Source organism: Demequina silvatica (assembly GCF_000971215.1).
Taxonomy (GTDB): domain Bacteria; phylum Actinomycetota; class Actinomycetes; order Actinomycetales; family Demequinaceae; genus Demequina; species Demequina silvatica.
In genome coordinates this window covers 693,532-714,565 of record NZ_BBMA01000002.1, presented here as the reverse complement: position 1 = coordinate 714,565, position 21,034 = coordinate 693,532, and the positions used below count along the sequence as shown (strand labels likewise).

Annotated in this window: 22 protein-coding genes; 15 read left to right on the top strand and 7 right to left on the bottom strand. The window is 74.2% G+C overall.

The window, feature by feature from the left end:
• Window positions 1-242: 242 nt before the first annotated feature.
• Both pheA and AOM05_RS03340 read right to left on the bottom strand, forming a co-directional pair.
• A complete protein-coding gene (gene pheA / locus AOM05_RS03345; protein WP_062519419.1) occupies window positions 243-1,175 on the bottom strand; it encodes a prephenate dehydratase in 933 nt (310 codons plus the stop codon).
• Window positions 1,172-2,044, bottom strand: a complete 873-nt coding sequence (locus AOM05_RS03340; RefSeq protein WP_228373187.1) for a glycosyltransferase family 2 protein — start codon at window positions 2,042-2,044, stop codon at window positions 1,172-1,174. Before AOM05_RS03340 ends, pheA begins: the two co-directional genes overlap by 4 nt.
• Before the next feature lie 119 nt (window positions 2,045-2,163).
• On the opposite strand from AOM05_RS03340, the gene pgm reads away from it, so the two are divergent.
• The 4 genes from pgm to AOM05_RS03320 all read left to right on the top strand — a co-directional run bounded on the left by pgm (window position 2,164) and on the right by AOM05_RS03320 (window position 7,462).
• Entirely contained in the window at window positions 2,164-3,840 is a 1,677-nt protein-coding gene (gene pgm / locus AOM05_RS03335; protein WP_062519417.1) for a phosphoglucomutase (alpha-D-glucose-1,6-bisphosphate-dependent), read from the top strand.
• A gap of 5 nt (window positions 3,841-3,845) precedes the next feature.
• Window positions 3,846-4,733: an LppM family (lipo)protein gene (locus tag AOM05_RS03330; RefSeq protein WP_062519415.1), complete on the top strand. Its 888-nt coding sequence runs from the start codon at window positions 3,846-3,848 to the stop codon at window positions 4,731-4,733.
• A gap of 52 nt (window positions 4,734-4,785) precedes the next feature.
• A complete protein-coding gene (locus AOM05_RS03325) occupies window positions 4,786-6,057 on the top strand; it encodes an MFS transporter (protein WP_062519413.1) in 1,272 nt (423 codons plus the stop codon).
• A 253-nt stretch (window positions 6,058-6,310) separates the two neighbouring features.
• Complete coding sequence (locus AOM05_RS03320) at window positions 6,311-7,462, top strand: VanZ family protein (RefSeq protein ID WP_062519411.1); 1,152 nt, start codon at window positions 6,311-6,313, stop codon at window positions 7,460-7,462.
• On the opposite strand, the gene AOM05_RS03315 is transcribed toward AOM05_RS03320, so the two are convergent.
• From AOM05_RS03315 to AOM05_RS14550, 3 genes are all read right to left on the bottom strand, one after another.
• Entirely contained in the window at window positions 7,459-8,649 is a 1,191-nt protein-coding gene (locus AOM05_RS03315; protein WP_062519408.1) for a sensor histidine kinase, read from the bottom strand. The two genes, AOM05_RS03320 and AOM05_RS03315, sit on opposite strands and share 4 nt — an antisense overlap.
• Window positions 8,646-9,317 carry a response regulator transcription factor gene (locus tag AOM05_RS03310; RefSeq protein WP_062519407.1) on the bottom strand — a complete coding sequence of 224 codons (672 nt, stop codon included), beginning with the start codon at window positions 9,315-9,317 and terminating at the stop codon, window positions 8,646-8,648. Before AOM05_RS03310 ends, AOM05_RS03315 begins: the two co-directional genes overlap by 4 nt.
• A gap of 114 nt (window positions 9,318-9,431) precedes the next feature.
• On the bottom strand, window positions 9,432-10,532 hold the full coding sequence (locus AOM05_RS14550) for a hypothetical protein (RefSeq protein WP_228373186.1): 1,101 nt from the start codon (window positions 10,530-10,532) through the stop codon (window positions 9,432-9,434).
• A 71-nt stretch (window positions 10,533-10,603) separates the two neighbouring features.
• On the opposite strand from AOM05_RS14550, the gene AOM05_RS03300 reads away from it, so the two are divergent.
• From AOM05_RS03300 to AOM05_RS03285, 5 genes are all read left to right on the top strand, one after another.
• On the top strand, window positions 10,604-11,464 hold the full coding sequence (locus AOM05_RS03300; protein ID WP_062519403.1) for an ATP-grasp domain-containing protein: 861 nt from the start codon (window positions 10,604-10,606) through the stop codon (window positions 11,462-11,464).
• Between the two features lie 270 nt (window positions 11,465-11,734).
• The gene (locus AOM05_RS03295; protein ID WP_082097218.1) at window positions 11,735-12,814 is read left to right on the top strand and encodes a TerC family protein; all 1,080 of its coding nucleotides are present in this window, start codon (window positions 11,735-11,737) and stop codon (window positions 12,812-12,814) included.
• Window positions 12,815-12,884: 70 nt separating this feature from the next.
• Window positions 12,885-13,049 carry a hypothetical protein gene (locus tag AOM05_RS14385; RefSeq protein WP_169746526.1) on the top strand — a complete coding sequence of 55 codons (165 nt, stop codon included), beginning with the start codon at window positions 12,885-12,887 and terminating at the stop codon, window positions 13,047-13,049.
• Window positions 13,050-13,144: 95 nt separating this feature from the next.
• Window positions 13,145-13,615: an SRPBCC family protein gene (locus tag AOM05_RS03290; protein WP_062519401.1), complete on the top strand. Its 471-nt coding sequence runs from the start codon at window positions 13,145-13,147 to the stop codon at window positions 13,613-13,615.
• A gap of 28 nt (window positions 13,616-13,643) precedes the next feature.
• Window positions 13,644-14,813, top strand: coding sequence for a MalY/PatB family protein (locus tag AOM05_RS03285; RefSeq protein ID WP_062519398.1), 1,170 nt, complete (start codon window positions 13,644-13,646; stop codon window positions 14,811-14,813).
• Here the strand turns inward: AOM05_RS03285 and AOM05_RS03280 are convergent.
• Window positions 14,780-15,451, bottom strand: a complete 672-nt coding sequence (locus AOM05_RS03280; protein ID WP_062519396.1) for a class I SAM-dependent methyltransferase — start codon at window positions 15,449-15,451, stop codon at window positions 14,780-14,782. The two genes, AOM05_RS03285 and AOM05_RS03280, sit on opposite strands and share 34 nt — an antisense overlap.
• 74 nt (window positions 15,452-15,525) lie before the next feature.
• Here AOM05_RS03280 and AOM05_RS03275 point away from each other — a divergent pair, with 74 nt between their 5' ends.
• From AOM05_RS03275 to AOM05_RS03255, 5 genes are all read left to right on the top strand, one after another.
• A complete protein-coding gene (locus tag AOM05_RS03275) occupies window positions 15,526-16,086 on the top strand; it encodes a hypothetical protein (protein ID WP_156165009.1) in 561 nt (186 codons plus the stop codon).
• Window positions 16,087-16,169: 83 nt separating this feature from the next.
• Window positions 16,170-16,664 carry a copper chaperone PCu(A)C gene (locus AOM05_RS03270; RefSeq protein WP_062519393.1) on the top strand — a complete coding sequence of 165 codons (495 nt, stop codon included), beginning with the start codon at window positions 16,170-16,172 and terminating at the stop codon, window positions 16,662-16,664.
• Complete coding sequence (locus AOM05_RS03265; protein WP_062519391.1) at window positions 16,661-17,899, top strand: Dyp-type peroxidase; 1,239 nt, start codon at window positions 16,661-16,663, stop codon at window positions 17,897-17,899. The genes AOM05_RS03270 and AOM05_RS03265 overlap by 4 nt, the downstream gene beginning before the upstream one ends.
• Before the next feature lie 25 nt (window positions 17,900-17,924).
• Window positions 17,925-18,533, top strand: a complete 609-nt coding sequence (locus tag AOM05_RS03260; protein ID WP_062519388.1) for an RBBP9/YdeN family alpha/beta hydrolase — start codon at window positions 17,925-17,927, stop codon at window positions 18,531-18,533.
• Window positions 18,530-19,429 carry a phosphotransferase gene (locus AOM05_RS03255; RefSeq protein ID WP_062519386.1) on the top strand — a complete coding sequence of 300 codons (900 nt, stop codon included), beginning with the start codon at window positions 18,530-18,532 and terminating at the stop codon, window positions 19,427-19,429. Before AOM05_RS03260 ends, AOM05_RS03255 begins: the two co-directional genes overlap by 4 nt.
• A 9-nt stretch (window positions 19,430-19,438) precedes the next feature.
• Here the strand turns inward: AOM05_RS03255 and AOM05_RS03250 are convergent, their stop codons facing one another.
• Window positions 19,439-20,272, bottom strand: a complete 834-nt coding sequence (locus AOM05_RS03250; RefSeq protein ID WP_062519384.1) for a siderophore-interacting protein — start codon at window positions 20,270-20,272, stop codon at window positions 19,439-19,441.
• Window positions 20,273-20,424: 152 nt separating this feature from the next.
• On the opposite strand from AOM05_RS03250, the gene AOM05_RS03245 reads away from it, so the two are divergent.
• Window positions 20,425-20,991 carry a GNAT family N-acetyltransferase gene (locus AOM05_RS03245; protein WP_062519382.1) on the top strand — a complete coding sequence of 189 codons (567 nt, stop codon included), beginning with the start codon at window positions 20,425-20,427 and terminating at the stop codon, window positions 20,989-20,991.
• The last annotated feature ends 43 nt before the right edge of the window (window positions 20,992-21,034 follow it).

Below are 21,034 nucleotides of genomic sequence, written 5' to 3'. Positions count from 1 at the left end.
CACGTGCGAGCGTGACACATCGAGGTGCGCACACGCTGGTGTGCGAGCTCCAGGGTGTCACCGGAACGCGGCATGTCGCGCCCGCGCTCCGTTGATACGCGGCACCAGAGGTCAGGCCCGCGGTCTGCACTCCCCTATCAGTGCGACGGCGGACGGCCCGCGCGGCGGCCCGGGCGGCGGCCCGAGCGGCGGCCCGGGCGACGGCACACGCCACCCCGCAACCGTCCCCGCAGGCACCCCGTCTAGTGCCGCCCGGAGCGCAGGGCCTGGACCCACGCGCGCGCCTCGGCGAAGTCCTCCTCGGAGGTGCCGGGCGTGACGGGCGTCGGGTAGCCCGAGGCCGCGGGGTAGGAGCCGAGGAACACCACCACGGGGTTGGTGCGCTTGAGGCCCAGCAGGGCCTCGGACACGCGCGGCTCCGCGATGTGGCCGAGCGCGTCGATGGAGAAGGAGTACTCGCCCGGGCGGTCCGCCAGGGGACGGCTCTCGATGCGCGACAGGTTGACCCCGCGCGCCGCGAACTGCTCGAGCATCGCGAGGAGCGCGCCGGCGCGGTCGTCGGGCAGGTGCACCACGAGCGTGGTCTTGTCCGCGCCCGTGGGCGGCGGGACCGCGGCGGGGCGGCCCACCTTGACAAAGCGCGTGGCCGCGTGGACGTTGTCCGCGACGCCGGCCGCGAGCACCTCGAGCCCCAGGCGGGCGCCCAGTCCCGGAGGGGCGAGAGCGGCCTCGAAGGCGGCGTCGCCGGCGGCGAGCTCCCCGGCGGCGGCGGCGTTGGAGGACGCGGCGATCTGCGCGGCGCCCGGCAGGTTCGCGGCGAGCCAGCGGCGGCACTGGTTGAGGCCGTGCGAGTGGGCGGACACCGCGCGGACGTCCTCGATCGCGGTGCCGGGGCGGGCGACCAGCTCGAAGGACACGGGGAGCACCACCTCGCCCAGGATCACCAGCGGGTCGCCGGTCGCGAGGGTGTCGAGCGTGGCGGTGACGCCGCCCTCGACCGTGTTCTCGATGGCCACCACGGCGAAGTCCACGTCGCCGGCGCGCACCGCCGCGAGCGCGGAGAGGACGTCCACGGCGGGGACGGCCTCGACCTCGGCAGGGTCGACCATCGCGAGCAGGGCGGCCTCGGTGAAGGTGCCGGAGGGTCCCAGGTAGGCGTACCGCGGCAGCGTCACGCGTCCTCCCCGATCTCCGGGGCCTCGTCGCGCTCCGGCCGCAGGCGGTTGCCCATGGCGGTGCGGGCGGTGGCGACCCGGCCCTTGATGCGCCTCGCGCTGGTCGCGAGCAGCACCTCACGGTACCGGTTCGCCCGTCCCACGGGCGTGCGGTCCTCGATCGACGGACCCTTGTGCCGGATGTCGCACTCGACCTCGGTGATGGTGAGCCCGGCGTGGAGCACGTCGAGCGTCATCGCCGGCTCCAGGCCGTTGCCGCGCGCGAGCGGCATGGACGCCTCGAGCGCCTCGCGGGTGAGGCAGCGGATGCGGCCGAGCGGCTGCCGGGGCGACCAGCCGGTGGCGTGCTCGACGGCGGTGCGGGCGATGCGCGAGGGCACGCCGGGGGCGATGGCCTGCGCGTCGGTGAGCGCGACCGCGAGGTCGCACACGCCCTCGAGCACGGCGGGCACCAGCGGCGCCGCCCCGATCGCGTAGTGGCCCAGGTTCGGGTCGAGCAGGAGGATCGCGCGGGGGACGCGGTCGGGCTCGTCGCGCATCGCGATGACGGAGGCGCCGGTCTCCACCGCGGCGGAGCGGCCGCGCACGTGGGAGTGGCGGACCACCACGGCGCCGGCGCGGCGCGCGAGCTCCTGGGTGTTGTCGGTCGAGCCGTCGTCGACCACCAGCACCAGGTCCACGCCGGGGATCGCGAGCGCGGCGCGGACGGTGGCCGCGATCCGCCGCGCCTGATCGTGGGCGACGATCAGCGCCGCGACCGACGGCCCTGGCACGGGGGCGTTCCCGCGTCCGCGGGCGCGGCGGGCCCGGGCGCGCGCGAGCGCGTCAGCAGGCACCTTCCTCGGCTCGCCGCCCTCAGCTCGTGACACGCTCACCAGCCTAGCGACACGTGACCCGCCCTGGTACCACCCCTTGCCAAGCCTTTACCCGATCCTGACCGGGACGGGAGGCCTGGCGACCGTCGGAGGGGCATGGAAGAGTAGGCCCCATGCATGAGCGCGCGGGCACACGTGCCCTTCCCGAGGACCTCATCGACGTCGACGCCCTGCTGGGGGCGTACTACGACCTGGTGCCGGACCCCACGGTCCCCGCGCAACGGGTCGCGTTCGGCACGTCGGGCCACCGCGGCAGCGCGTTCGACACCGCGTTCAACGAGGCGCACATCGTCGCGATCACCGCCGCGATCGTGGAGTACCGCCGCGACCAGGGCGTCGACGGCCCGCTGTTCATGGGCAAGGACACGCACGCGCTGTCCGGCCCGGCCCAGGAGACTGCGCTTGAGGTGCTCGCGGCCGCCGGTGTCGAGGTGCGCATCGACGCGCGCGACGGCTTCACCCCCACCCCCGCGATCTCCCTCGCGATCCTGGTCGCCAACGGCGCGGTGTCCGAGACCGGCCTGCGGACCTCCGGCCGGGGCCTCGCTGACGGCATCGTCATCACGCCCTCCCACAACCCGCCGCGCGACGGCGGCTTCAAGTACAACCCGCCCCACGGCGGCCCCGCGGACACGGACGCGACCTCCTGGATCGCGGACCGCGCCAACGAGCTCCTCGCGGGCGGCTGGCGCCAGGTGCCGCGCTTCCAGCTGAAGAAGGCGCAGTCCACGGACACCACGCAGGGCTTCGACTTCCTCGACCTCTACCTCGACCACCTCCCCAGCGTCATCGACCTCGACGCGATCGCGCGGGCCGGCGTGCGGATCGGCGCGGACCCGCTGGGCGGCGCCGCGGTGGACTACTGGGGCGCGATCGGCGAGGAGTTCAAGCTCGACCTCACGGTGGTCAACCCCAAGGTCGACCCCGCGTGGGCCTTCATGACCCTCGACTGGGACGGCAAGATCCGCATGGACTGCTCGTCCCCGTCCGCGATGGCGAGCCTGCGCCACGTCATGGAGGGCGCGGACGCCCCGTACGACGTCGCGACGGGCAACGACGCGGACTCGGACCGCCACGGCATCGTCACCCGCGACGGCGGCCTGATGAACCCGAACCACTACCTCGCCGCCGCGATCGCCTACCTCTACGGCGGGGCGCGCCCCCAGTGGCCCGCGAACGCGCGCATCGGCAAGACCCTGGTGTCGTCGAGCCTCATCGACCGCGTGGGACGCGACCTGGGACGCCCCGTGGTGGAGGTGCCCGTGGGCTTCAAGTGGTTCGTGCCCGGCCTGCTCAGCGGCGACATCGCGTTCGGCGGCGAGGAGTCCGCCGGCGCCTCGTTCCTGCGCCGCGACGGCCGCGTGTGGTCGACCGACAAGGACGGCCTCATCCTGTCCCTGCTCGCGTCCGAGATCATCGCGACCACCGGCGAGTCGCCGTCCGCGCTGCACGCGGGCCTGGTCGACCGCCTGGGAGAGAGCTGGTACGCCCGGGTCGACGCGGCCGCCAGCAAGGAGGAGAAGGCGCGGCTGGGCGCCCTGTCCCCCGAGAAGGTGCCCGCGACCACGCTCGCCGGCTCGCCCATCACCGCGAAGCTCACCGCGGCGCCGGGCAACGGCGCGAAGATCGGCGGCCTCAAGGTCACCACCGCGGACGCCTGGTTCGCCGCGCGCCCGTCCGGCACCGAGGACGTCTACAAGATCTACGCGGAGTCCTTCGTGTCGCAGGCCCACCTGGGCGAGGTCCAGGACGCCGCGCGCGAGGTGGTCGCGGAGGCCCTCGAGGGATAGGGACGATGCGCGGGCTGGGGGCCGTTCTCGCGGTCGGGGCGGTCGCCCTCACCGGATGCGTGAGGGTCACGACCGAGACGACCCTCGGCGAGCACGACACCGTGACCCAGCACGCCGTCATCGCGATGACGGACCAGGCGCGCACCGCGCTCGAGCAGCAGCTGGCGGGCCTGGGCGAGGACCTCCCCGAGGGCGTGGACCCCGACGCCCTCGACGTCGAGGCGCTGCTCGACCCCGACGCGGTGCGCGAGCGGCTCCAGCCGCTCGAGGAGGAGTTCCCGGGCGCGGTCGAGGTCGCCGCCTACGCCGACGAGGACGGCCGCGAAGGCGTGGAGATCACGGTCACCGACGTCCCGCTCGAGGGAGTGGACGATGCGGCGGGCGCCTCGCCGCTCACCGGCGGCACCGCGGTGACCCGGGAGGGCGACGCGTACGTGGTCGAGATCGCGACCGGCGCGGCGAGCGGGCTCGCCGACGCCGGAGTGCCGGTGGACCAGCTCGCGCTGGTCGAGGGCACCGTCGACGTGGGCGTCTCCTTCACCTTCCCCGGCCTGGTGCGCGAGGCGACCGCGGGCGAGGTCGCCGGCAACACGGTGACCTTGGGGCTGACGGATCTGCTCGCGTCCGACTCCATCCGGATCGTCGGCGGCGCGACGGTCGAGCGCGACTGGGGTCCGCTGCTGCGCTGGGGCCTGGTCGCGCTCGCCGCGGTCGTGCTCATCGGCGGCGCGACGGCGCTGGTGCTCCAGGATCGCCGACGCCGCCACCGCAGCACGCTCCCGCCGCCCCGCGCCGCCGGCGAGGGCGGCCCGGGAACGCTCGACGGCTCAGCCCCGGCGACGGATCAGCAGCAGGACGCCGCCGAGGGCGATGAGGAGCCCGGCGCGCGTTAGGACGGCCGCTCGTCGGATCGCAACCGGCCCGCCGTGGTGAGAGCATTCCCTGGTGCTCGACAACTACCGCGTGATCCTGGCCCACCCCGGCGCGAAGGCCTTCGCCGCCGCGGGCCTGCTGGCGCGCCTGCCCATCTCGATGTTCAACATCTCGGTCATCCTCATGGTCCAGCTGCAGTACGACAGCTACGCCATGGCCGGCCGTGTCGCTGCGGTCGGCACCCTCGTGTGGGCCGCGCAGACCGTCCCGACGGCACGGCTCGTCGACCGGATCGGGCAGCGCAGGGCGATGATCCCCCTCACGCTCATCTTCGTGCTCGGCGCCACCGCGGCGATCCTCATCGCGATGAACCAGGGCCCCGAGTGGGCGCTGTGGCTCGCGGTCGCGATCGCGTCGATCCAGGGCCCGCTGGGCTCGCTCACGCGCGCCCGCTGGTCCCACCTGCTCCACTCCGACCGCGACATCCACACCGCGTTCGCGCTCGAGGGCGCCCTCGACGAGGTGCTGTTCGTGTCCGGCCCGGCGCTCGCCACCATCCTCGCCACGCTGGTGTGGCCGCCGCTCGGCGTGGTGGTGTGCCTCGCGGGCCTCGTGATCGGCATGACCATCCTGCTCGCGCAGACGGGCACCGAGCCCGCCCCCCGCGAGGGCGGCTCCGCGGGCTCGCTGGGCCTGCGCCTGCCCGGCGCGGTCATCGCGGTCGCGTTCGTGTCGCTCGGCATCGGCGCGATGTTCGGCGCGTTCGACATCTCCGTGGTCGCGTTCGCGGACGAGGCCGGGCGCCAGACCCTGTCCGGGATCATCATCGCGATCGTGTCCGCCGGCTCGCTCATCGGCGGCCTCCTCTACGGCGCCCGCCACTGGCGCGCGCCCCTGTGGAAGCGCACCGTGGTGATGGCGATGCTCATGACCGTGAGCTTCGGCGCGCTGGCCCTCGCGCCCAACGTGTGGTGGCTCGCCGGCCTGGGCCTCATCGCGGGCCTCACCATCGCGCCCACGCTCACCAACGCGGACACCGTGGTGCAGCGCGTGGTGCGTCGCGACCAGATCACCGAGGGCATGGCGTGGCTGCGCATCGGCATGGGCGTCGGGGTCGCGTTCGGCGCGTGGTTCGCGGGCGGCCTGATCGAGTCGAACGGCTCGCGCGCCGGCCTGGGGATGTCCGCCGCGGGCGCCGGCCTCGCGCTGGTGCTGGTGCTCGCGAGCGCCGGGATCCTCAAGCGCAGCACCGAGCGCGGCGACGCCGCCCGGCTCGCGGACGCACCGCCGCCGTCGGAGCGCGAGGAGGCCGTCGAGCAGCCCCCGACGCCTCCCCACATGTAGCCGCGCGCGACCCTTCGGAAACGACGGGACCTAGGTCCCCTGGAACCGGCCCCGACCGCCACTACCGTCGTAGACACAGGGTTTACGGCACGGCATCGCAGCCGGCCGGCAGATCGTGGCTCGGGCGACCATCCGGGGACTTGGCCGCCCGAGCCGCACCCCCTTCCGAGCGTCGGCGTCCCGCTCCCTCCCCCTGGGACGCCGACGCCGGATATCCCGCCCGGCCCGCGCATCGTCCCCCTACGCTGGCCGTATGGGCCCCGACCTCCACGTCGACACGCTCATCACGGCCGTCCTCATGGTCGCGCTCCTGCCCCTCGCGATGCTGCCCGCGCTCGGCGTGGTGGTGCGCAGATACGGCCGTCTCCCCGCGTGGCCGCTGCTGAGCGCGGTCGGGCTGCTCGGCGCCGGCTGCGCGCTCGCCGCGTTCACCGTGTTCCCGCTGCCGCAGCCGGGACAGGTCGCCTGCACCGGCGAGCCGTTCACGTCCACGTGGCAGCTGACGCCGCTGGGCTCGATCCTGCCCATCGGGGACGCCGTGGAGTCCGGAGGGTTCCTGGGCGCGCTGGCGGGCTTCGCGTTCCTGCAGGTGGCGCTCAACGTGCTGCTGTTCGTGCCGTACGGCTTCTTCCTCCACCAGGTGACGCGATGGCGCGGGGCGGCGGTGATCCTGGTGAGCGGCGCGACGTCGCTGCTCATCGAGCTGACGCAGGGCACCGCGCTGTTCGGGATCTACCCGTGCCCGTACCGGCTGTTCGACGTCGACGACCTCCTCCTCAACACCGCCGGCGGCGCCGTGGGCCTCGCGCTGTCGCGGGTGGTCGCACGCGCGGCGTTCGCGAACCCGGTCGCGACGCCCGACCTGGCGCCTCCGGGCGTGACGCGCCGCGCGGCCGCGCTCATGGTCGACCTCCTGCTGGTGGGCACCGCGACCTTCGTGGCGTCCGCGGCGCTGCTCGAGGTGCTCGCTGCGCGGACCACGCTCGCGCACGCCGAGCGGGTGCTCGCGGAGCCCGTGGTGACCGTCCTGCTGGGCCTCGCCGCGGGCGCCGCCGTGGTGCTCATGCCCTCGCTGCTCACCCGCGACCGCACCACCCCGGGCCAGCTGCTGCTCGACGTCGCCCCGGCGGTCGCGGACGGGGCCGCGCGACCGCCGCTCGCGCGGGTGGTGCTGCGTTGGGCGGTGCGGTGGGCGACCTGGGGGATCGTGCCGTCGCTGCTGCCGGTGGTGCTCGTCGCGGAGCTGCTCACGGTGATCGCGCGGCGCGACCGCCGCTCCCTCAGCGACCTGGTGTCCGGCACCACGATGGTGACGCGGACGGCGTTGCGTTCCGTCCAGGCGGACGCGACGGACGCGTCCACCGCCGCGGGCGCGGGGACGATGCGCGGGCCGGGCGGGTCCTAGCCGTCGCCGTCCGCGCGGGCCGGCAGGGACACGCGGATGCTCAGGCCGCCCTCCTCGCCCGGCCACGCGTCGATGACGCCCGCGTGCACCTGGGTGACCCGCGCCACGATCGGCAGGCCCAGCCCGTGACCTGCGACCTCGGAGCGCTGGTCGCCCCGCGAGAAGCGCTCGAACAGCGCGGGGATCTCGGCGGACGCGAGCCGGGGGCCCGAGTTGGACACCTCGAGGAAGGCCCGCCCGTTCGCGCTCCACACGCGGCACCGGACCCAGCCGCCCGCCCCGGCGTTGTAGCGCAGCGCGTTGTCCACCAGGTTCGCCACCAGGCGCTCGAGGAGCACCGGGTCGCCCAGCACGGGCGCGTCGGCGAGGTCGAGGTCGATCACCAGCCCCGCCTCGGTCGCGCGCGGGGAGGCGCCGGACACCACCTCGGCGGCGACATCGGCCAGGTCCACCGGCTGGCGGGTGTGGATCACGTCGTCGGCGCGGGCGAGCGTGAGGAGGCTGGTCATGAGCGAGTCGGCGCGGCCCACCTGCTGCTCGACCTTCTCCGCGAGCTCGCGCGCCTGGCGGGACGGGCGCGCGGAGGTGAGCACGTTGTCGGCGGAGGCGCGCAGCACGGCCAGCGGCGTGCGGAGCTCGTGAGAGGCGTCCGCGGCGAAGCGCTGGCGCGAGTCGAACGCCGACTCGAGGCGCGCGAGCATCCCGTTGAAGGCGCGGCGCAGCCGCATGAACTCGTCGTCGGCGCCGGCCTCGGGCAGCCGCCGGTCCAGCGTGCGCTCGGACAGGGTGCTCGCGGCGTGCGAGATCTCGTCGATGGGACGCAGCACGCGCCCCGCGAGCCACCACGCGAGCCCGACCGCGATGAGCGCGGACAGCGCGAAGGCCACCAGCGAGCGCGTCAGCAGGTCGTCGAGCACGTTCTGGCGCGCCTGCTGCGCGATCTGCTCGAGCGCCAGCGCCACCGCGTCGTCCGGCCGCGCGGACGGCATCGGGCCGCCGTCCGGGGCGCCGGGGGCGGTGAGGCCCTGCTCCTCGAGCGCCTCCTCGAGCAGCTGCTGGCGCTCGGCCTGCTGCGCCTCGGGGGTGGTGGCGCTCGCCACGAAGAGGTAGGCGGTGGTGACCAGCACGCCCGCGAGCACCACGAACAGCAGCGCGAACAGCGCGGTCAGCTTCACGCGGATGGTCATGAGCCGCCCTCCCCGCGCAGCACGTAGCCCACGCCCTTGACGGTCTCGATGATCGCGGGCTCGCCCAGCTTGCGCCGCAGGGTGACCATGGTGACCCGCACGGCGTTGGTGAGCGGGTCCGCGTACTCGTCCCACACCTTCTCCAGCAGCGTCTCCGAGGACACCACGCGGCCGGGCTGCGCGGCGAGGACCTCGAGGACCCCGAACTCCTTGGGCGACAGCGTGATCGCCCGCTCGCCCCGGGTGACCACGTGCTCGTCGGGCCGGATCTCCAGGTCCCCGATGCGCACGTAGGGGCGCGGCGCCGCGCCCGCACGCCTGCCGAGCGTCCGCACCCGCGCCGCGAGCTCCGCCATCGCGAACGGCTTCGCCAGGTAGTCGTCGGCGCCGAGCCCGAGGCCCTCGACGATGTCCTCGAGGCGCCCCGCGGCGGTGAGCATGAGGATGCGCGGCGGCTCCGGGGCGGCGGTCAGGGTGCGGCACACGTCGTCGCCGGACACGCGCGGCAGGTCGCGGTCGAGCACCACCACGTCGTACGCGCTGGAGGCGGCCTTCTCGAGCGCCTCCGCGCCGTCCCGCGCGATGTCCACCGCCAGGCCCACGCGGCGCAGCCCCGTCGCGACCTCGCGCGCGAGGACAGCGTGGTCCTCGACCACCAGCACCCTCACGCGGGCCTCCTCTCGAGCGGGCCGTGGCCGCGCGCGCCATGCGCGTCGCGGTCGGCCGGACCAGCCTAGGCGAGCGCGGGTTCGGCGAACGTAAGGGGGCTCACGGCGCGGTCCTCACGGGCCGAAGCTCTCGACCTCCTCGGGGTCGCCGCCCACGCTCAGCCGGTACACGGATTCGCGGTCGCCCTTGGTGCAGACGGCCTGCAGCGCGCCCGGGTCCTCGTAGGCGCCGGGCGCGTACGTGCCTGGGGCGGGCCGGCACAGCAGCCGGGGCAGGGTCGCGGTCTCGACGCGCCATTCGTCGCTCTCGAGGTCCGCGACCACCCACGTGCCTGTCCCCTTGGAGCCGGGGTTCTTCACCGAGCGGTCGAGCCGCTGCGCCAGGAACACCGCGAGCGTGCCCTCCTGGTTCAGCCAGGCCTCGACGCCCGGGTCGCCGCGGTGGTTGACCGCGCCGTCCTCGATGAGGTTGTCCAACGGCTTCTGCGCCGCGAACCCCGTGAAGTCCGCGCCCGCCTCGCGCACGAACAGCGACTGCAGGTCCCCGTACGGCGAGTACCCGCCCCAGAGGGTGCCGCCCGACGCGAAGTCCCCGATCGGCCGCACGTTCCACACGGTGCCATCGCGGCCCACCTGGGGATCCGGGATGGCGCTCCCGCCCCACTCGACCGTCGAGTCCCCGGTGTCGAGGCCCACCTGCACCACCTGGAAGCCGTCGCCCGCGGAGTGCCGCGCCGTCCACGCGAGGCGCGCGTCGAGGTCGGCCTCGAGCACCTCGACCGCGACGTCGGTGCGGAGGTCGTACAGCTTGAGGAGGTCGCCTCCCGGCGCCACGAGGTACAGGGCCTGCGCGACCCCCGGGACCCACGCATCGTCCCCCGCGGAGCGGACCTCCACGGTCCATCCGTCGCCCACGCACTCCCACGTCGCGTCGGTCATCTCGCGGGCGCGCGGCATGCCGTCGGCGTCGCCCTTGACGTACGGCGGCCTGTCGCGGTTCGCGAGCGCCTCCCAGTCGCAGCCGGCGGGCTCGGTGGCGGCGGTCGCGGTGGGCGACGCGCTGGGCGTGGGGGTGGACGATGCGGCGGGCTCGGCGGCCGCGCTCTCCTGCGACACCAGCGGGGCGACAGTGAGGTACGAGCCGTACAGCAGGACGGCGCCCACGACCGCGCCAGCGGTCGCGGCGAGCACAGAACCCCAGCGCGGCATCGCCACCTCCTGACCGTGAGGGTAGCCGCGCCTCGGCGCCGCGCGGGGCCGTCCACGCCGGGCGCTAGGTTGTCCGCATGACCGCCCGCATCGCCATCGTCACCACGCTCGAGCTGTCCGTCCCCGACGCCGACGAGGACCTGCTGCTCCCGCACCTGCCCGAGGCGGCGCTGGTCGCGTGGGACGACCCGTCCGTCGACTGGTCGGCGTACGACGTCGCGATCCTGCGCAGCACCTGGAACTACCACGACCGCCTGGGCGACTTCCTCGCGTGGGCGCGCGCCGCATCGTCCCTCACGCGCCTGCTCAACCCGGTCGCGACGGTCGAGTGGAACACCGACAAGCGCTACCTGGGCGACCTGGCGGCGGCCGGCTTCCCGACGGTGCCCACCACGTTCGTGGCGCCGGGCGAGCGGGTGGACGATGCGGTGGTCGCCCTGGACGGGCACCTGGTGGTGAAGCCGTCGGTGGGCGCGGGTTCCAACGGGGCGCGGCTGTTCGACGGGGAGCCCGACGCGGCCCTCGCTCACGTGGACGCGCTGCACGCGCAGGGCAAGGTCGCGATGATCCAGCCGTACCTCGCCGAGGTCGACACCGCGGGCGAGACCGCGCTGGTCTACCTGGGAGGACGCTTCTCGCACGCCGCACGCAAGGCCGCGATCCTGTCGCGCGACATGTCGTGGGAGACGGGCCTGTACGCCGACGAGAAGGTGGTGGCGACCACCGCGACGGAGGCCGAGCGGAACCTCGCGGACCGCATCATCGCGGCGCTGCCCGGCTTGGGCCACCCCGGCCTCGCGTTCGTGCGCGTGGACCTGCTGCCCACCGCGGACGGGCCCGTGGTGCTCGAGCTCGAGCTGACCGAGCCGAGCCTGTTCCTCGCGCTCGGCGAGGGCGCGCCGCAGCGGGCGGCGGAGGCGTTCCGCGCGCTGCTCTGACCCCGCCCGCGTGCACCTCTCCACACCAGATGTGCACCTCTCCACCGAGAACCCGTGTTCTGCGGCGCGAGACGCGTCAATGAAGCGATTCACCCGCGAACGCGTGTGGAGAGGTGCACAAGCGCCGCGCATCCCTTACTCTTGTCCACCGAGGGGAGTACTTCTCAAGCCCCGTTCCGGTCAGTACGAGATCTCCGTGGATCCTCCCGGGCGGGCGCCGCATCAGCGGCGAAGGAGACCTCAGGCACTTTCGCGTACCTGAGGAGCCCCATGTCCCCCCTCGTCCTCGAGGCCGCAGCGACGGACACCGCGCTGCACTCCATCGCCACCCCGGGCCTGTGGATCGGCACCATCGCCGCCGTCATCGGCCTGCTGATCTTCGACTTCATCGTCACCCGCAAGCCGCACGAGGTCTCCTTCAAGGAGGCCGTCGGCTGGTCGATCTTCTACATCGCCATCCCCCTCGCGTTCGGCGCGTGGGTGTGGGCCGCGCACGGCTCCGACATCGGCGTGAAGTACTACACGGGCTACATCGTCGAGAAGTCGCTGTCCGTCGACAACCTCTTCGTTTTCATCCTCATCCTCAGCGCGTTCGCCGTGCCGCGAGTGCTGCAGCAGCGCGTGCTGCTCATCGGCGTCGCCGGCGCGATCGTGCTGCGCGGCATCTTCATCGCGCTGGGCGCGGGCCTCATCGCGACGTTCGACTGGACGTTCCTGCTGTTCGGCGCGATCCTGCTCGCCACCGCGATCAAGGTCTACCGCGACGCGCGCAGCGACCACGACGAGGAGATCGACCCGTCGCAGATGCGGATCGTCAAGGTCCTCAGCCGGTTCTTCCCCGTCAGCGGCGAGTACGAGGGCACCAAGGCCACCGTGATCCGCAACGGCCGCCGCGCCCTCACCCCGCTCGCGCTGGTGATGGCCGCGATCATCGTGACCGACGTGGTGTTCGCCGTGGACTCCGTCCCCGCCGTGTACGGCATCACCGCGGACCCGTACCTGGTGTTCGCGACCAACGCGTTCGCGCTGCTGGGCCTGCGCGCCCTGTACTTCGTGCTCGAGGGCGCGCTGTCGAAGCTGGTGCACCTGGGCTACGGACTGTCGATCATCCTGGGCTTCATCGGCGTCAAGCTGGTGCTCCACTGGGCCCACGGCGTGTGGCCCGGCGTCCCGACCGTGCCCACCACGTGGTCGCTGCTCGTGATCATCGGCGTGCTCGCGATCACCACCGCCACCAGCCTGCGCGCCTCGAAGCGGATGGAGCGCGAGGAGGCGATCGCCGCGGCGGCCGCCCACCACGGCTTCGTCGACCCCACGCCCGAGCCGGCGTCCGACCACCCGCGCGACTGACGTCGCCGCGGAGGCCCCGTCGGGAAGTCCCGGCGGGGCTTCTGCGTTGGACACCCACGGAGGCGCATTCATGAGACGCAGGTTCGGACGCTGGATGTTCATGGCGATCGCCATCCCCGTCGCCGCATGGGCGCTGGGCAAGGTCGCCGACAAGGTGGAGGAGCGCAACGGTCCCGACTCCAAGGCCGCCAAGGGCCTGAGGGTGGGCAAGCAGGTGCTCCGCCCGGGATCCTGAACGGCTCCCGCGGCGCTCCGGTTGACGCACGACGCGCCTGCTACCAGGCTGAGGGCAGGACGGGCCATCCGCCCGACCGACCCAGGGAGCGTGGGATGGACATCTCGTTCGAGGCGCCCGCCGAGCCTCCTGTCCTGGTGGCGACGGCGCGGCTCGCGTTTCCGCTGAGCCGCGTGTGGACGGCCGTGACCGAGCCCCTGTACGTGCAGCAGTGGTGGGCGCCCCACGGCTACGTCAACCGGTCCGTGGACATGGACGTCGAGCCGGGCGGCACGTGGCGCGTGGTGCAGTCCGACCCGGAGGGCAACACGTTCTCCTTCTACGGCCGCTACGACAAGGTCGAGCCGCAGTCGCAGCTCACCTACACGTTCATCTCGGAGCTGTTCCCCGACGTGCTCACGTGGATGCGAATCGACATGGGTGCGACGCCGGCCGGCACCATGCTCGCCACCAGCCACCTGTTCCCCGACGACTACCACCGCACGGGCTACCTCAACCTGGGCGGCGTGGCGCGCATGCGCGAGTCCGCGGAGCGCCTGGAGTCGCTCCTGCGCTCGATGTCGTGAGACGCACGGCTCGGCTAGTGTCGGGCACATGATCGCGGACCCGTTCTCCGTCCCCCTCGACCGCCTGCGCACGCGCACCTCCGCGAAGTGGCGCCACTACGAGCCCGACGTGCTCCCGCTCTGGGTCGCGGAGATGGACGTCGACCTCGCCGACCCGATCAGGGAGGCGCTCGAGGCCGCCGTCCGCGACGGCGACCTCGGCTACCCGGGCTCCACCCCGTACGTGCCGGCCTTCGTCGACTTCGCGCGCCGGACGTGGGGCTGGGAGGTGGACGATGCGCGGGTCACCCCGGTCTCCAGCGTGATCGAGGGCTACGTGGACGCCCTGGTCGAGCTCACCGACCTCGGCGGCGAGGTGATCGTCAACCCGCCGGTCTACCCGCCGTTCTTCCTGTACCTGCGCCAGGCCGGGCGGGAGATCCGCGAGGCGCCGCTGGGCAAGGACCTGCGGCTCGACCTCGCGGCGATCGAGCGCGCGATGGTCGAGGCGACCACGGGCGGGCGCCGCGCCGCCTACCTGCTGTGCAACCCGCACAACCCGGGCGGCACGGTCCACACGCGCGAGGAGCTCGAGGGCCTGGCGGCGCTGTCGCAGCGGTACGGCGTGCGGGTGGTCTCGGACGAGATCCACGCGCCCATCGTGTTCCCCGACGCGACGTTCGTGCCCTACCTCGAGGTGGACCCGACGGGCATGGCGCTGCACGCCGCGTCGAAGGCGTGGAACCTCGCCGCGATCCCGGCGGCGCTGCTGATCGGCGGCCCCGACTCCGAGGGCTTCGAGTCCCACCGCGCGGGCAAGCACCACGGCCCCACGCACCTGGGCGTCATCGCGCAGACCGCGGCGTACCAGCACGGCGGGGAGTGGCTCGAGGCGATGCTCGCGGGGCTCGACCGCAACCGGTTCCTGGTGCGCGACCTGCTCGCGGAGCACGCTCCCCAGGTGCGCTACACGGTCCCCGAGGGCACGTACCTGACGTGGCTCGACTTCGGGCAGCTGCTGGGCGACGAGCCCGCGTACGCGCTGATCGACCACGGCCGCGTCGCGCTCAACAACGGCCCTTACTTCGGCACCGGCGGGGCGGGCCACGCGCGGCTCAACATCGCGACGTCACCGGCGATCCTCGAGGAGGCCGTCCGCCGCATCGCGACGGGCATCGCGCGGGCTCAGGACGCGGGCCTGTCCCAGGTGAGCGTGTAGCGCCACAGCAGGTCGCGCGTGTAGACCGAGCCGGGGACGATGCGCGGGGCGGCCTCGCGCACGTCCGCGAACGAGTGCGGGGCGGGCCAGGTGCAGTCGCAGCCGTGGTCCCAGTAGCCGCGGAACAGGCGGTGGAACTTGTCGACGAACGTCGCCCACACGTCGCGGGGCAGGTCCTGGGGCCAGTTCGATTTGGCCATCCCCACCACGAGCAGGCGGCCGCCGGGGGCGACCAGGTCGCGCAGCCGCGCGAGACCCTGCTCGAGGTCGAGGTGGTGCAGCACGGCCGAGGCGGTCACCACGTCGTACGTGCCCAGGTCCGACGCCATCGCGTCGCCGACCTTGTAGGTGATCGACGGGGACTCGGCGGGCTCCTCCTCGGTGGAGGTGAGCAGCTCGACCGTGTGGCCCTGGGTGCGCGCACGCGCGATCGCCGCGGGGTCCGTGTCGATGCCCGTCACCTCGAGGCCGCGCGCCGCGAGCTGCCGCGCGAGGTAGCCCTCGCCGCAGCCCACGTCGAGCGCGGTCCTGGCCGTGTCGGGGATGGTGCCCAGCAGGGGCGACATCGAGTGGATGTTGTAGTTCCAGCGCTGGTGGTCGGGCCGCTCCTTCGGGGCCTCGGCGGTCTGCTCGCTCATGACGCACCATCATCCCTCACACGGAGCGGGACCTCGGTCCGCCCCGTGGGAGAATCGCGCCCGTGGAGGCGAACGTGACACGGCTCGGGCGCGCGCTCGGCGCCTCGCTGCTGTCGACGTTCTCCGCGCTCGCGCTGCACGTGCTCGCCGGGGGCGCGACCCCCGCGCCGCTCGCCGTCGCGGCGCCGCTGCTCGCGGCCTTCGCGGTCGCGTTCCAGCTCGCCGGCCGCCCGCTCGGGCGGTGGCGGCTCGCCGCGATCGTCGCCGCGAGCCAGCTCGCGCTCCACACCACGTTCTCGATGGGCGCGCACTCGTCCGCGGCCGCGACGGACCACGCGCACCACGGCGCGCCGGTCCTCGACGGCGCGGCGACCGTCCACGCGGCCATGCCCGCCGCGCACGCGGTCGCCGGCGCCGTCACCTACCTCGGCATCCGTCGCGCGAGCGCGCTGATCGCCGCGCTCTCCGCCCTGGCCGCGCTGGTCGCCCGGGCGCTCCTTCCCGGCCACGCGCCGGCGCCGGCCGTCGCGCCCGCCCCCGGCCCCCGCATCGTCCCCGCGCCGCGCGCCCCCCGCGCGGTCGCCGCGATCCTTCTCGCCTCCCTCCCGAGCCGCGCGCCTCCCGCGGCCGCCTGAGCACCGCATCCCCCGCGCGAGGCCTCGCGCACCCTCAGGCATCCCCGCGCGCCCACGCGCGCCCCCACCTCTCAGGAGAGCTCATGCACGTCCGTCCCCTCGCCCTCGCCGCCTCCGCGGCCGCCGCCCTGCTGCTCGCCGGCTGCGCCACCGACGCCGCGTCCGAGGACGCCGCCCTCACCGTCACCGACCCGTGGGTCAAGACGGCCGTCCCGGAGGACATGATGTCCGCCGCGTTCGGCACGCTCACCAACACCACAGACGAGGACATCACGGTGGTGGCCGCCACCTCCGACGCGTTCCCGACCCTCGAGCTGCACGAGGTGGTCGACGGCTCCATGCAGGCCATCGACGGCGGCTTCGCCATCCCCGCGGGCGAGAGCCTCACCCTCGAGCCCGGCGGCCTCCACCTCATGATCATGGAGCTGCCCGAGGCGATCGAGGCGGGCGACGAGGTCGACTTCACCCTCGAGCTGTCGAGCGGCGAGACGGTGGACTTCACCGCCACCGCCAAGGACTTCGACGGCGGGAACGAGGAGTACCACGGGTCCGACATGGACATGGGGTCCTCCGAGTGACCGGCCTCAGCCGGCGGCGGCTCCTCCTCGGAGGGGCCGCCGCCGGCGCGGGCGCCGCCGCCACGCTCGGCGCCGCGCGCGCCGGGATCCTCCCCGTCGCCTCCGCCGAGCCGTCCGCGGACGCCGCGGGCGTCAACGGCGAGCGCACCGTCCCGTTCCACGGCCCCCACCAGGCCGGCGTCACGTCCGCGCCGGGCGCGCATGCCGTCTACCTGGCCCTCGACCTGCTGCCCGCGACCGACCGCGACCGGCTCGCGGCGTGGCTGCGGCTGCTCACGGACGACGCGGCGCGGCTCACCCAGGGCCGGGGCGCGCTCGCCGACCTCGAGCCCGAGCTCGCGGTGCGCCCCGCGGGCCTCACCGCGACGTTCGGCCTGGGGCCCGAGGCCGTGCGCCGCGCGGGCGCGAAGGCGCCCGCGTGGCTCGGCCCGCTGCCCGCGTTCCCCGAGATCGACGCTCTCGAGGACCGCTGGTCCGGCGGCGACGCCGTGGTGCTGCTCCACGGCGACGACCCGACGTCGATCGCGCACCTCGCGCGGATGATCGTGCGCGACTCCCGGTCCTTCGCGACGCTGCGCTGGCGTCAGGCCGGCTTCCGGCGGGCGTACGGCTCCGACCCGTCGGGCACCACCATGCGCAACCTCTTCGGCCAGGTGGACGGCTCGACCACCCCGAAGCCGGGCGACGCCGCCTTCGACGCCGCCGTCTGGGCGGGCTCCGAGGCGCCCGCGTGGCTGCGCGGCGGCACGTCCCTGGTGCTGCGACGCATCGCGATGGACCTGGAGGGATGGGACGAGGTGGGCGTCGACGGCCGCGAGGCGTCAGTGGGGCGCCGGCTGTCCGACGGCGCCCCGCTCACCGGGGGCGCGGAGACCGACCCGATCGACCTCGAGGCGCGCGACGCCTCGGGGTTCACCGTCATCAACCCGGCCGCGCACGCGGCCCGCGCGCACGTCGCGGACCCGGCCCGTGGCATCGTCCGCATGGGGTTCTCCTACGACGACCCGGTCGAACCGGGCGCCACCGACTCCCAGGGACGCCCCGCGGTGTCCAACGTGGGGCTGCTGTTCGGGTCCTGGCAGCGGGACGTGGACGCGCAGTTCGTGCCGATGCAGCGGCGGCTCGCCCGGGCGGACCTGCTCAACACCTGGACCACGCCCATCGGGTCGGGAGTGTGGGCGATCCCGCCCGGCTGCGAGGAGGGCGGATTCGTCGGGGAGGGGTTGTTCGCGTGACCGGGCGCGGTGCCAGGATGGGCGCGTGACCGACACCCGCGTCCTGCTGCTCCACGGCTACGAGCACACCCGCCCCGCCTCGCACTGGCTGCGGTGGCTCGCGGCGTCGCTGCGGGAGGCGCGCGTCCCCGTCCAGTACCCGCAGCTGCCCGCGCCGGGCGCGCCCGACCTCGACGCGTGGGCGGCGGTCGCGCGCACGGAGCTCGAGATGCTCGCCGAGTCCCGCGGCGAGCGCGTACTGGTGACGCATTCGCTCGGCGGGATCCTGTGGCGCCGGATCGCCCCCGCGCTGGAGCCCGCCCTCATGCCCGATCGGGTGCTGCTGGTCGCGCCGCCGTCGGCGTCGCGCCTGGTGGGCCCGCTCGCGGGCTTCGCGCCCACGCAGGGGAACGATGCGCCGGCCGGGTCGGGCGGCCCGGCCACCCTGGTGGTGGCGCGCGCAAGCGATCCCTACCGCGACGTCCCCGTCGACGCGCTCGCGCACGCGTGGGGCGCGGGCGCGGTCGAGCTGCCCGGCACGGGTCACCTCAACCCGGACGACGGCCACGGCCCCTGGGCGTCGGTGCTCGACTGGGTGCTCGACGGCGACGCCCGGTGGCGGCTCGGGGAGGGCGCCCGTAGCCTCGACGCATGAGCACAACGGGGTGGTCGACTCCTGCCGCCGACATCGCCGTCGGTCCCGCGCTGATCCGCACGCTCCTCGAGCGTGACCATCCCGACCTCGCGTCGCTGCCGCTCGGCGAGGCGTACGAGGGCTGGGACAACGTCACCGTGCGCCTCGGGGACGATCTCGCGGTGCGGGTGCCGCGGCGCGTGCTCGCGGGCGGCGTGGTCGAACGGGAGCACGTGTGGCTGCCGCGGCTCGCCCCGGGCTGGGACTTCCCGGCGCCCGTGCCGGTGCGGCTCGGCGGGCCCTCCGACGAGGTGCCGTGGCCGTGGGCCGTGGTGCCGTGGCTCGACGGCGTCCGTGCCTATGACGCGCCGCTGAACGGACGGGGCGCCGCGGACCTGGGCCGGGCGCTCGCGCGGCTCCACGCGCCCGCGCCCCCGGACGCGCCGCGCAACCCGTTCCGCTCGCCGCCGCTCGCGGAGCGCGCCGAGCGCTTCGACGACCGCGTGGAGCGGCTGGTGGATCTCGGCGTCGAGATCGATGCCGACCTCGCGCGCGAGCACTTCCACGCCGGCGCGGTGCTGCGGCGCCCGCTCGAGACGTGGGCGCACCTGGACCTGCACGGCGCCAACGTGCTCACCGACCGCGGCAGGCTCGCGGGGATCCTCGACTGGGGCGACATGGGCGTCGCGGACCCCGCGACGGACCTGGGGCAGGCGTGGTGCCTGGTGGGCAGCGCGCACCTGCGGGACCTGCTCAAGGGCTACGACGACGCGATCACGCCGCTGGACGAGTCCGCCCTGCAGCGCATGCGCGCGGAAGCCGTCGCCTACGCCGTGACGCTGGCGTCGCTCGAGGAGCAGCCGTACCGCGACGCCGGCAGGCGCGCGCTGGTGGACCTGGAGATCGTGGCCGGCTGAGCGCCGGTCCTACGCGCCCATCTTCTGCAGGAACGGCTCGAGCTCGACCCAGTTCTCCTCGTCGGTGCGGTCCTCGCGCCACAGCGCCATGTACTGCGCCTTGGTCTCCTCGGAGGCCTCCTCCCACACGCGCACGGCGTGCTCGAGGTCCCGGTGCCAGTAGCCCACGATCCGGAAGTGGGTGAGCGGCAGGCCGTACTCGCGGCGCAGCAGCTGACGGATCGCGCGGGAGTCCTTGGACTCGCACGCGACCCAGATGTAGGCCTGCGCGGCCGGGTCGAGCAGCGTCTCCGACAGCTCGACCAGCGCCTCCTTGAGGATCGAGCGGCGGATGCCGTTGCCCCCGAGCCGCCAGTCGACGGTCACGGTCGCCGCGGAGGGCAGGTCGCGCGCGTCGGCCATGTCGGCGAGCTCGATGACCACGTGGAAGCGCTCGTCGGCGCGGGCCTCCGCGAGCGCGCGGGCGATCGCGGGCAGCGCGGTGGCGTCGCCCACCAGCAGGCGGACGCCGGCGCCCTCGGGCACCTGGTAGTACGCCTTGGGCTCGGACACGTCCGTGCGGTCGCCGGGAAGGACGGTGCGGGCCCAGGTGGCGCCGGTACCGTCGCCGTGGATGAAGATCTCCATCTCGAAGCCGTCCTCGGCCAGCGCGCTCACCGTGTAGTGGCGCGCGCTGTGGCCGTCGGCGTCCTGGGTCTCCGCGCCCACCTCGACGTGCACGAACTCGTCGGGGCGGCCGGTCGACACCCACGCGGCGGGATCGTCGAGCCGCAGGCGCAGCCTCATCATGTGAGGCGTGACCTGCTCGGCAGAGGTGACGGTGGCGCCGTGCGTGGTCTCCAAGGGGACTCCGATCGTGGGGCGGTCGAGTGCCGGAACGTAGGTGAGGCGTGCCTCACCGGTCGAGTGTAGACCACATTCGAAACGGCGACGTTGCCTAATTCAAACGTGCGAAATGCCGGGGTGACACCGTTATGTCTCGCTATCGTGTGCGCGTGGCATTCGCTCCCTTGCACACCGCGCGGCTCGTGCTCCGCCCCTTCACCGAGGCGGACGCCGAGGACTTCGCCGCGCGGCGCTCCGACCCCGAGACAGCGATGTATCAGGCGTGGCGCGTCCCGTACTCGGTCGAGAAGGCGCTCGAGCTCATCCGGGAGAGCGCCCGCCACGAGGGCCCGATGCCGGGCCACTGGTACCAGCTCGACGTGCAGCGCCTCGCGGACGACCGCACCGTGGGCGACGTCGCCGTCTACCTCCACGACCACGGCCACACCGCGGAGATCGGCTACACGCTGCACACGTGGGCGCGTCGCAAGGGCTACGCGACGGAGGCCGCCGCGGCGCTCATCGACCACCTGGTCGACGTCACGGGCGTCCACCGCATCGAGGCCGCGACGCATCCCGACAACAGGCGGTCGATCCAGGTGCTCGAGCGCCTCGGGTTCGTCGCCGAGGGGGTCAAGCGCGAGGCGTTCTGGGTCGAGGACGAGGTCTCCGACGACGCGATCTTCGGCCTCCTCGCCCGCGACTGGACCGCGAACCGGGCGGCGCTGGGGCTCTGACCCGGCCCCCGTCGGGCCGCCCGCCCGGCCCACCGCCCAGGTG